The following is a 12,509-nucleotide window of genomic DNA, read 5'->3' on the forward strand; positions in this document are numbered from 1 at the left end:
CAAAATCAAACTAAACATATTCTGAAATGAACAGATCATTAAAATTTTTATTTACGATTGGACTTTTTATAAGTTCCATGGCAGTAAGTGCTCAGGTAACCACCTCGAGCATTAACGGTCGTATCATGGAAATGATGGACAATGCCGAAGAACCACTTTTAGGAGCAACCGTACAAGCGCTGCATGGTCCTACTGGTACTAATTATGCCACTTCTACTGACATAGAAGGTTATTACCGTATTTCAAATATGCGTGTAGGTGGTCCTTATACCATTACTATTACCTACGTAGGTAAAAAAGAGGAAGTATTAAACGACATCTTTCTTCAGTTAGGTGAGTCTGAAAGAATCAGCATCACGATGACTGATGAGTCTAACGCACTTGATGAAATTGTAATCAATGCAGTGAGAGATGGAATTTTTGATTCTGGGACGACTGGAACAAACACTAACATTTCGCAGCGTGAAATCAACACAATGCCTTCTGTAACAAGAGGTATAGGTGATTTCTTAAGAAAGACACCTCAGGCACAAGTGTCTGAAGGTGGCGCGATCTCTATCGGTGGTCAGAACAACCGTTACAACTCTATCTTTATTGACGGTGCCGTAAACAATGACGTTTTTGGTCTTGCAGGTTCTGGTACAAATGGTGGTCAAATAGGAGTAAACCCTATCTCTATCGATGCTATCGAGTCTTTTCAAGTAAACGTTGCCCCATTTGACGTACGTCAATCTGGTTTTACAGGTGGAGCAATTAACGCAATTACTCGTTCTGGTACTAACGAGGTAAAGGGAAGTGCTTATTTCTATACTCGTAATCAAGATCTTGCTGGTAAAACTCCAGTAGGAATTCGCGAGGATGATCGTGAGAAACTAGACGACTTTACAGCAAACCTTTATGGTGCTCGTGTAGGTGGGCCGATTATCAAAAACAAACTTTTCTTCTTCGTAAATGCTGAAATTCAAAGAGAGGAAGAGCCAAGACCTTTTGATGCAGCATTATATAGTGGTGATAGCAGCATTGCAGATATCAATACTTTAAGAGATAATTTAATCAGCCAGTTTGGGTACAATCCAGGTGGTTATGAGAATACTATTACTGAATTAAACAGTGAGAAATTTACTATCAAGTTGGATTACAACATTGATGATAAGAACACCATAACAGCAAAGCACAATTATGTAAATGGTGAGTCTCTTTCTCCAAGTCAAAGTAATAATGGTAACATTAACTTTGCAAACGCCGGAATCTTTTTCCCATCTACTACTAACTTCTCTACCTTAGAGTGGAATACAACAAATGGTAGCAACTTATCTAACAATTTAATTGTAAGTTATACAGATGTTTTAGATGATAGAAGTCCATTAGGAAATCCTTTCCCAAGAGTTAGTATTGATGATGGTAATGGATCAATCACTTTTGGATCTGAGGCGTTTTCTACTGCAAACATTCTTGAGCAGAAGATCTTTACAGTTACTAACAACTTTGAAGTTTCTAAAGGAGCACATAACATGACCTTTGGTGGTAACTTTGAAAATTATAACATAAGAAACGTATTTGTAAGACAAAACTTCGGTCAGTACTCATTCAACTCTCTAGCAGACTTCAATACGTACTTTGATAACGACCCAACTAACGACGCGCTTGCAGATTCTTATTTTCACTCTTACTCTTTAGTTGATCCAGCGGGAACTTCTGGAGATGCTATTCAAAATGCAGCTGCAGAATTTCAGTATTCTCAATTAGGTCTTTACGCACAAGATCAATGGAATCTTACTGATAATTTTAAGTTAACTTATGGTGTTCGTTTTGATGTTCCTTTCTTTGAAGATGGAGCAGCAAATGATGACTTCAACAATAGAACCGTAGCTTTATTAGAAGCAGAAGGGAAAGACCTTGAAGGTGCTCGTGTAGGTAAGAAAATTAAAAGCCAAATACACGTTTCTCCTCGTGCAGGATTTAACTGGGACGTAAATGGTGATAGAAGAACTCAAATACGAGGTGGATTAGGAATCTTTACTTCAAGAATACCTTTAGTATGGCCTGGTGGAATTTACAACAACAATGGTTTAAGTGTAGGTGGTACTGCCGCTTTTGATAGCCAAACTTTCGTTGCAGACCCTAACAACCAGCCATTAAACGGTGCTCCAGCTCCAGGAAGTGGTGCAAACGGTGGACAGATTGATATCTTTGCTCCAGACTTCAAGTTACCACAAGTAATGAAGTATAACATCGGTATTGATCAAAAAACTAATATATGGGGATTGATAGTTAGTGCAGACTTCTTGTACAACTCTACAATCAATAACGTTTTCTATCAAAACTTAAATTTACGAGATGCAAACGAATCATTAAACAATGCAGATGGTCGTCCATTCTATGATCGTGGTGATGAAATTGATGATACATATACTAGAGTTATCTTAGGAACTAACACAAATGAAGGATGGTCTTACAATGGTACGTTTAGTATCTCTAAGCCGTTTGAAAATGGTTTCGGAGGTCAAGTTTCTTACTCTTACGGACAAGGTAAATCTATTTTTGAAGGAACTTCTTCTCAAAACAGTTCACAGTGGAGAAATGTTGCTACTGTAAATGGTAAAAACACTGCTGGTATCGGTAATTCAGAATTTGCTTTTGGTCACAGAATTTCTGCAAACGCATCTTATGAAATCAACTGGAATGAAAACTTAAGAACTACGTTTGGTTTGTTCTATAACGGTCAACAAGGTGGAACCATCAATTATATCTACAGAGGTAGAGATTTATTAAACGATGATTCATCTGATAACGCTCTTTTCTATATTCCAAGAGACCAAAGTGAAATCAACTTAGTAGATAATAATGGTGTTACTGCTGCTGAGCAATGGGCTGCACTTGATGCTTATATAGATAGTAATGATTACTTAAGCGAGCGTCGTGGTAAGTATGCTGAGCGTAACGGAGATCGTGGACCATGGAATCATATTGTAGACTTAAAAGTATTACAAGATTTCAATTTAAACATCAACGATAAAGAGCATACATTTCAAGTCTCTCTTGATATCTTCAATTTCTTTAATTTCTTAAATAAAGATTGGGGTGAGCAAAGTTTCATACCTGGTAACGTAGGAATAGTTGAAGTTGAAAGAAACGGAGTAGACCCAGAATTCTCTTTTAATCCTAATTTTGCTCAAGACCTTGAAATTATTGATGACGCAGGTACTCGTTCTTCAAGATGGCAAATGCAACTAGGTCTTAGGTATATCTTTAACTAAAAGCCTATCCTAAATCCTTTCCATAGGAAAGGACTTCAAATCAATATTTTTTTCAAGAACCCTACTCAAAACGAGTAGGGTTCTTTGTTTTTGGATTATTTTTGAATCAAATATTTTTTATATGTATTCCATCCTTAAATCTGCTCACTCTGGTTGGGCCTACCTACTATTATTAGTCTTACTTGTTGCCACTGTAAATGCACTCATCGGCTTTTTCGGTAAAAAAGAATTTGGTAACAAAGATTTTAGTCTTGCCTTAGTAGGTTTGATCGTAACTCATATTCAATTGTTATTAGGTTTAGCACTATGGTTTGTAGGACCCTATTTTTCTATGCTTTTAGAAGATTTTGGAGGATTAATGACACCAGAATCTAGAGGCATCCGTTTACTTGCATTAGAACATCCACTAACCATGATTATCGCTGTGGCATTATTAACAGTAGGTTATTCTAAACACAAAAAGAAAATAGTAAGCAATGGCAAATTCAAGATGCTAGCCATTTTTTATACACTTGCATTTATACTAGTGTTATCAAGAGTGCCTTGGAAACAATGGTTATAGGATTTTAACGATCTCGCTTTCGCGAAAGCGTAAATAAACAAATAAAATAAACCGCTATTGCATCCTGAAGGTTGTAACAGTGGTTTTTTATTTCTACGGACTAACTAACTATATTTGAACAAAATAAACGCTATGAAAAGGGAACCTCTATTATTAGTTATTGCTTTCCTGATTGCTACCTCTGCTGTCCAAGCTCAAGATTGGATTTATAGAACTCCTATAAAAAATATCTCTGATATTACCGAAATAGACATCTCGCCAGATGGCAGCATTTTTCTATTTGATAAAAGTAATCTCCTCAACAGAATGTACGTTAGTGAAAACAACGGTGCAAGTTATAGACTAGAAGGAAACGGTCAAGGATTTGATATGCAAGTCTTAAATGACAATCTCGCTTATATAGTAGCAAGTAATCGAGTTATTAAATCGACCGATAAATTTCTTACATCACAACAGTTTCCAGTTCTTTCGTTTAGACTAACCAGTATATTTTTTCTTAATGAATTAGAAGGTTTTGTATCTGGTGGTAATGGAGAGATTTGGAAAACTACAGATGGTGGCGCCAATTGGACACAACAAGTAAGCGGCACTACAGAAAATATAAACGACGTCTACTTCTTAGACAGTAACACCGGTTTTGCATGTGGTGATGACCGTACCTTTTTAAGTACTACAGATGGAGGAATCACTTGGAATCCAATTATTCTACCCATTCAAGATTTCTGGCCGTTAAACAAAATCACTTTTTCTAGTGCTACTGATGGTTTATTAATAGCCTCTGGAGGATTTATTTTTTATACTAATGATGCCGGTCTTACATGGAATTCTGCCACCAGTGGAACAGCAGAACGTCTTAATGATGTAGATTATATCAATAACCAATATTACATAGTAGGAAATGACGGAATAGTTTTAAATAGTACCGATCTAGGACTAACATGGAGTCTACAAGATCTAGGAAGAGATGATTTGTATAGTATCGCAGGAACTCCTTCTATTTTATATATAGGAAGTGAAGAAATCGTTCTTCAATCTACTGATAATGGTACCACATGGAACAGTCACTTAGAAGACTTTACTATGAGCGATCTAGAACAAGCTTCTTTTGCAAACAGCAATACTGGGCTTATCGTGGGAATAGGAAACAATGGTAGTGCTGTATTTAGAGATGTTATGTACCGTACTACAAATGCTGGAGTATCTTGGGAACGCAAAACCGTAAGTGGTGGTTATTATGCAGTGCAGCTCAAAGAAAATGGTGAAGCACTCACCACTAACTTTAATATCAATCGTGTGAGCTATTCTGATGATTTTGGGGATACTTGGATAAATATAACTGGACCTAATATTACACAGCAATTTATTGCCAAAGACGTCTGGCTGAAGTCAAGAGATGACTTTTTTGTGGTAGGAGGTAACTTTTTTGCAAGCGATGGGATTTATCGTTTTCAAACTGGAACCGGCTGGACTCATGATACCACAACTGGAAACACAGAGTTTATTAAATTTCTAGATGACAATGTAGGCGTCGCTACTAACACAAGTAACCAAGCTTTTAAAACCCTAGATGGAGGAACCACCTGGACACCCATAAATTATACTGGCGGAAATTTTGAAGGCATCGAGTTCATAGATGCTAATACATTCTACATAGGACAGCAAGTGACAACCGATGGCGGCCTTACGTTTCAATTTCACAACTTTCCAGGAGTTATACTCAGCTACCGCTTCTTCACTTCCACATTAAGTATTGGGATGAACAGTAATGGAGATGTTTATCAAACCTTAGACGGTGGTAATAACTGGCAATTGATCCTAGATCCTGTCACAAATGTTGGTACCAAGTTTTTTATTACCGAAGATATGATCTATAATTTTCAAGACCGCACAGACATTTATACGCTAGATATAAGTACTGTGCTAAGTAATCCTGAAAATTCAAATCAAAAAGAACTCGTATCGATCTATCCCAATCCTACTTCTAATTTTGTAATCATTGAATCAAGCGATACTGTTGCTCAAAAGGCAGAAATATTTGATCTGAATGGGCAGCTATTAAAATCAATTGAATTATCAATTCGTTCCACTAGATTAAATCTCGAAGATCTTTCAGATGGTTTGTATTTTATTCATTTAAAGGATGCTGCTAGCAGAGTGATCTCAGCTCATAAAGTAATAAAGAGATGATGTTGTTCTCGCTTTCGCGAAAGCGAGAATTGTACCGTAAATCATAATATAAATAAACTGTATTACTTACTAACTTACCTCTTGTGCAGCTGGCATAATGGCGTTTAAAATTTGATACACACGATCTACATTACGCACGTTTTCTACCGTGAGAAGCAAACGTAGACCTGAACGAGTTTGCTTTTCTTTCATGCGCAAAATCTTCGGATTATTTTGAACCGCTTTTAAAACCTTTCCAAAAGACTCGCTCTGGTAAAAACCACTTTGTTGATCTGAAACAAAATACCCTATAAACTTACCTTGCTTCATGACAATTTTCTCCAAACCTAATCGAGTCGCAATCCATTTAATTTTTACACTGGTAAGTAATTGCTCTGCCTCTTCTGGCAACTCGCCAAAGCGATCTATTAACTCATTTCTATAGACTTCAAGTCCTTTCTCATCTTCTACTTCATTGAGTTTGGCATAAAGAGCCAGTCGCTCTGTAATGGAATTGATATAATCGTCTGGAAATAACAATTCAAAATCAGAATCTATGGTTACCTCTGTAACATGTTTCTTTTCTTTTTCATTAGTTTCATACAGGTCTGCAAATTCGTTTTCTTTAAGCTCCGTAATTGCTTCACTTAAGATCTTTTGATAGGTATCAAAACCTATTTCGTTTATAAAACCACTTTGTTCTCCTCCTAAAATATCTCCAGAACCGCGTATCTCCAGATCCTTCATAGCAATATTAAAACCACTACCTAATTCTGAGAACATTTCTAAAGCTTGAATACGCTTGCGAGCATCTTCAGTCATCACTTCATAAGGTGGCGTGATGAAATAGCAAAATGCTTTTTTGTTACTACGTCCTACTCTACCACGCATCTGGTGTAAATCTGATAAGCCGAAGTTGTTTGCATTATTGATAAAAATAGTATTTGCATTAGGTACATCGAGACCACTTTCAATTATAGTCGTTGATACTAAAACATCAAACTCTCCATTGATAAAAGCAAGCATTAAATCCTCCAACTTTTTACCGTCTAACTGCCCATGACCGATACCTATTTTTGCATCTGGAACAGATCGTTGTATCATCCCAGCAACTTCTTTAATATTTTCAATACGATTGTGGACAAAGAATACTTGACCACCGCGAGAGATTTCATAACTGACTGCATCACGTATGGTTTCTTCACTAAAACGCACTACCTTAGTCTCTACCGGATGCCTATTAGGTGGCGGCGTTTTTATCACACTTAAATCTCGTGCTGCCATGAGAGAAAACTGCAAGGTTCGAGGTATAGGAGTTGCCGTAAGTGTAAGTGTATCTATATTTTCCTTAAGTGTTTTGAGTTTGTCCTTTACTGCTACGCCAAATTTTTGTTCTTCATCAATAATAAGTAATCCGAGATCTTTAAATACGATGGATTTACTAACGAGTTGATGTGTCCCTATCACAATATCAATAGAACCATCTTCTAGTCCTGCAAGAACCCCTTTTCGTTCTTTTGCAGTTCTAAATCGGTTTAAGTAATCCACTTTCACGGGAAGGTCTGCAAGGCGTTCTCTAAAAGTCTTAGCGTGTTGAAAGGCTAGAATGGTCGTAGGAACTAGAACCGCGACTTGCTTACCATTCACAGCTGCTTTAAAAGCGGCACGTATGGCTACCTCAGTTTTTCCAAATCCTACGTCACCACAAACCAATCGATCCATAGGACGATCGCTTTCCATATCCTTTTTTACATCTTCAGTCGCAGTGCTTTGATCTGGAGTGTCTTCATAGATAAAACTGGCCTCTAACTCATTTTGTAAATACCCATCTGGAGCGTACTGAAAACCTTTTTGTGCACGACGTTTTGCATATAATTTTATTAAGTCAAAGGCGATTTGCTTGACTTTAGTCTTTGTTTTTGCCTTGAGCTTTTTCCATGCTGGACTACCTAATTTATAAACCTTAGGCGCTTTACCATCTTTACTGCTGTAACGAGTAATCTTATGCAACGAGTGAATAGAAACATAAAGAATATCACGCTCACCGTAAATCAATTTAATTGCTTCTTGCTTTTTACCGTTGACATCAATTTTTTGAAGCCCACCGAATTTCCCTATTCCATGATCGATATGTGTAACATAATCGCCTATTTCTAGGGTATTCAGTTCCTTTAAGGTAATGGCCTGCTTTTTGGCATAACCATTCTTTAATTTGAACTTATGGTAACGGTCAAAAATTTGATGATCGGTATAACAAACTACTTTTAAATCATGACTTATGAAGCCTCGATATAAAGGCATGACAACCGTATCGTATTGCACGTTTGCCTTCATATCATCAAAGATATCGTGAAAACGTTTTGCTTGCTGGTCACTACTACAAAAGAGCAAGTTTTTATAACCCCTTTCTTCGTTTTCCTTTAAATTCTCAATCAGTAAATCAAACTGTTTGTTAAAAGATGGCTGCGGTGCTGTTTTATAAACAATCATTCCGCTGGCCGTTGTGAATTCTAAGTGGTTGTATTCTTTGAGTTGTGATTTGATCAAGGCACTATCACTAAATATCTCCTGTGGCGTTAACTGGCGTATTTCTCCTTGCAGCTGGTTGTATGCTTGTTCCGCTTTCGCGAAAAGCGAATCCACACGACCATATAATAAATCTACATTCATCGAGAAGATCACTGTCTTGCTTGATAGGTATTTTAAAAAGCTCTCTCGTACCTCATCAGACTGTTTGTTTTCTACATTTGGAATGATGGAAATTTTCTTCGTCTGTTCTTTTGAAAGTTGAGTTTCTACATCAAAAACACGTATGGAATCAATCTCATTTCCAAAAAATTCAATGCGATATGGTTCATCATTTGAAAAGGAAAATACGTCTAAAATTCCACCTCGCAACGAAAATTCCCCTGGCTCAGTTACAAAATCAACACGTTTAAATTTGTACTCAAACAGCACCTCATTTGCAAACTCGATTGATATTTGATCGCCTACCCTTATTTTAAGAGTGTTTTTTTCTAATTCTTTACGCGTTACTACTTTTTCAAAAAGAGCGTCTGGATAGGTAACAATAACCGCAGGTTTCTTGCGTGAGTTGATGCGGTTCAAAACCTCAGCACGCAGCAATACGTTTGCATTATCAGTCTCTTCAATTTGATAAGGACGTCGGTAACTGCCTGGATAGAAGAGGACTTTCTCCTCGCCTATCATTTTTTCTAAGTCGTTGAGATAAAAAGCGGCCTCTTCCTTATCATTACAAATAAGCATGAAAGGCTTATCAGCATCTTTAAAAACAGCTGTTAAAACTATGGAAATAGAACTTCCGTTAAGTCCTTGAACTGTAGTCGATCCTTGAGATGGGGACACAGCTTCTCGCAAGCTTTGCGTTTGTGTAGCTTGTGAAAATTTATTCAGAATAGTAGTAAAACTCATAATATCTTCACAAAGATACGTCCTGAAGAAGGCATACCAAGAATATTGAGAATTCTTTAATAGTAGTGAAAAATTATAGCGAGTACCTTTAGGTCATGAAGAAATTTGATGTTTTTATTTTTGGTACTGGAACGGCTGGCAAATTAGTGGCAAATACTTGTAAAGACGCTGGTAAGAGCGTTGCGATAATCGATAACAGAGAATATGGCGGTACTTGCTCACAACGTGGTTGCGATCCTAAAAAGCTAATTTTATCTTCTGTTGAAGCATTTGATCATGCTCAAAACATGAAAAATGATGGTATTTCTGGAAGTGTAGAACTGGATTGGAGAGCTGCTCTTAATTATGCTGGAAGATACACAAGTGATATACCAGATAACACTGAAAATAACCTAAAAAGTAACGGCATTACTTGCCTTCATGGCGAGGCAACCTTTCTTGATTCCAACACGGTACTCTTAGAAGGTGAAAAATATCAAGCGAGTCATTTTGTGATTGCAACTGGAATGCAAACATTATCACTGGGAATTCCTGGAGAAGAATTCATGCTTACTTCAGACGATTTCTTTACTCTTAAAGATGTACCAGAGAAAGTAGTTTTTGTAGGTGCTGGTTATATAGGGATGGAATTCGGTCAAATGCTTGCAAGAGCTGGTTCAAAAGTAACATTGATAGAAAAAGGAGATCAAGTTTTAGGACCATTTGAAGAATTTACTGCAAACTTTATAGAAAAAGCATCAAAAGAATTAGGGATTCAAATCATTAAAAACGCTCAAGCATCTAGTGTAGAAGAAAAAGAAGGCAGATTTATAGTTAATTATTCTAAAGAAGATGGAATGCACCAAATTACTACAGATTGCGTTTTTAATACCGCAGGACGAGTGCCATCTATTGAAGCATTAAACTTAGAGAAAGCAAGTGTTCTTACCGACAAAAGAGGTGTAGTCGTAAATGAATATTTACAGAGCACGACACAACCTCATATTTATGCTTGCGGTGATGTATCCAGCAAGAATTTACCGCTTACACCTTTAAGCGGTATAGAAGCTAGCATCGTTGCAAAAAATATATTGGGCGAGAAAACCAAGCTAGACATACCAGCAATACCAAGTACAGCTTTTACCATACCTCAATGTTCAGGTATAGGATTAACAGAGGCTCAAGCAAAAGAACTTCATAAAGAGTTTGAAATAATTGAAAAAGACGCCAGTGAATGGTTTAATAATCAAAGAATTAACGCCTCTTTTTATGCTTATAAAATCATTACTGATAAGAAAACTGGTTTAATTCTAGGAGCTCATATTGCTGGTCCAGAAGCAAGCGAACAAATTAATATGTTTGCCATCGCCATGAAAGCAGGAATGACTTTTAAAGAGTTGAGAAAAACTATATTTAATTATCCTAGTTGGGGTAATGATTTAAGGAGTATGTAATGAAAGCAAGCTACTTAATCATTTTGATTCACGCCATTCCATGAACTTTTTACCAGGATTAGTTTTTACGTTTCTATATCCATGAATACCAGTTTGAATAAATAGTGCGATTGCTAGACCTAACGCCGTATAGCTTATTAATGAACTTGAGGAAACATCTATCATATCTACAGAAGATTGAAATCGAACATAAATAGCAACCAGAGCCCATACTCCAACTAACGCAAATTCTCGCATATTACGCATCCATATCATTAAAGAATTGATAATAAAGGCTACTGTAATCATAACTATAGTAATAGTAACTTGTGTCTCTACAGCTATCTCATAAGTCCCATTAAGCCATGCGGCTACATTTGCGATAGTAGCAACACTTATCCATCCAGAGTACAAACATAATGGCCACCATACAAAAGCAATTATAGGAAACGGTGCATCCCAAATTTCCATATCCAACTGTCTAACACATATCAACAGGCAAAATAAAATCCCGAACATCATGACTACCGATGCCGCAATATTCTCATCCAGCCATAAAGCAACCCATAAACCACAAAAAATATTTGCAGCGAGAAACCATGGACTAGTAGTAAGTAAAAAATCAGATCTATAATCCTTTTTTGCCTCTTGATGCTTTTTAGAAAACGCTACATAAACGCCGTAAATTCCAAAAACAGTTAACATTAAAAAGATAATTCCCCAGATTGAAAATGCATAAGAGGCTGGCGTGAATAAATTATCATATTCTGCACTTAGTTCACCTACACTTTTACCATTATAATTTCCAGTGTTGGCATACCCATTCCAAGCGATAAGAATAATAACACTTACTAAATTTAATATGGAGGTAGTTTTTTTAGACATAGATCAAATATAAATGTATCACTTTTAAATCTACATAATTAGATTTCATTTAACGACAATTTTTGTATCATTAAGAATGAAGTATCTGAGCTTATTTCAGCTCCACGACCTCATCATCTGCAATGACAAAGATCCTATTTCCCTTTTTAGGTTGTAGGGAATAAGTACCAGTAAAATCACCAAATGCTGGCAGAATCATTCCATATTCTGTACAAAAGAAACAAGAAAGCTTAACTTTTTGTCTACCTGCACCTTTCAACTTTACTGATGGATGAACGTGCCCAGCAATATTAAATTTTCCATCTACCTCTTCTGGGTGATGCGTTAAAAATAAATTCCCCATTTGCAGTGCGTCATAGGTTTTCATTCCTAATCGTTCAAAGGAATCTCTAGAAATCACATCATGATTTCCCATAACAAGTGCGATTTCTATTTCTTGAGACCGCAACCATTGTTCAAAAAAGTGCCACTCTGCATTTTTATAAGAATGAAATAAGTCGCCCAAAAACCATAATCGGGAAGGTTGAAACTCTTCAATTACCTGATTAAGCTTGTCAAATTCTTGATCATCAGCCTGTGATGGTACTGCCATTCCATGCCTCCTAAAATGAGCGCTTTTGCCCAGATGCACATCGGCCAGAAGCACCACATCTTGCTCCAACCAATAACACGCGCCACTGCTGTGCAATTGAAAGGTTTGATCTTGGAGTTTTATTTCTAAAGCCAACTTGCAGGATGTTTGTTTAATTAAATTAGGCTGTTTTGAGTGGAGAGGTTTGTTTTAATACCGCTTTC

At 36.7% G+C, this 12,509-nt stretch carries 7 protein-coding genes; 4 read left to right on the forward strand and 3 right to left on the reverse strand.

The annotated features are described in order from the left end of the window. Window positions 1-26: 26 nt before the first annotated feature. The 3 genes from DDD_RS04280 to DDD_RS04290 all read left to right on the forward strand — a co-directional run bounded on the left by DDD_RS04280 (window position 27) and on the right by DDD_RS04290 (window position 6,006). Entirely contained in the window at window positions 27-3,257 is a 3,231-nt protein-coding gene (locus DDD_RS04280; protein WP_041566925.1) for a TonB-dependent receptor, read from the forward strand. A gap of 121 nt (window positions 3,258-3,378) precedes the next feature. Next, window positions 3,379-3,819: a hypothetical protein gene (locus DDD_RS04285; protein ID WP_015361536.1), complete on the forward strand. Its 441-nt coding sequence runs from the start codon at window positions 3,379-3,381 to the stop codon at window positions 3,817-3,819. A 132-nt stretch (window positions 3,820-3,951) separates the two neighbouring features. Then, window positions 3,952-6,006 carry a YCF48-related protein gene (locus DDD_RS04290; protein WP_015361537.1) on the forward strand — a complete coding sequence of 685 codons (2,055 nt, stop codon included), beginning with the start codon at window positions 3,952-3,954 and terminating at the stop codon, window positions 6,004-6,006. 69 nt (window positions 6,007-6,075) lie between these two features. On the opposite strand, the gene mfd is transcribed toward DDD_RS04290, so the two are convergent. After that, entirely contained in the window at window positions 6,076-9,417 is a 3,342-nt protein-coding gene (gene mfd / locus DDD_RS04295; protein ID WP_015361538.1) for a transcription-repair coupling factor, read from the reverse strand. A gap of 95 nt (window positions 9,418-9,512) precedes the next feature. Here mfd and DDD_RS04300 point away from each other — a divergent pair, with 95 nt between their 5' ends. Continuing rightward, complete coding sequence (locus DDD_RS04300; RefSeq protein ID WP_015361539.1) at window positions 9,513-10,850, forward strand: dihydrolipoyl dehydrogenase family protein; 1,338 nt, start codon at window positions 9,513-9,515, stop codon at window positions 10,848-10,850. An 18-nt stretch (window positions 10,851-10,868) separates the two neighbouring features. Here the strand turns inward: DDD_RS04300 and DDD_RS04305 are convergent, their stop codons facing one another. Next, window positions 10,869-11,714, reverse strand: coding sequence for a hypothetical protein (locus DDD_RS04305; protein WP_015361540.1), 846 nt, complete (start codon window positions 11,712-11,714; stop codon window positions 10,869-10,871). A 91-nt stretch (window positions 11,715-11,805) separates the two neighbouring features. Further along, complete coding sequence (gene pdeM / locus DDD_RS04310; RefSeq protein WP_015361541.1) at window positions 11,806-12,441, reverse strand: ligase-associated DNA damage response endonuclease PdeM; 636 nt, start codon at window positions 12,439-12,441, stop codon at window positions 11,806-11,808. Between the last annotated feature and the right edge of the window lie 68 nt (window positions 12,442-12,509).

This window comes from Nonlabens dokdonensis DSW-6 (assembly GCF_000332115.1).
GTDB lineage: Bacteria > Bacteroidota > Bacteroidia > Flavobacteriales > Flavobacteriaceae > Nonlabens > Nonlabens dokdonensis.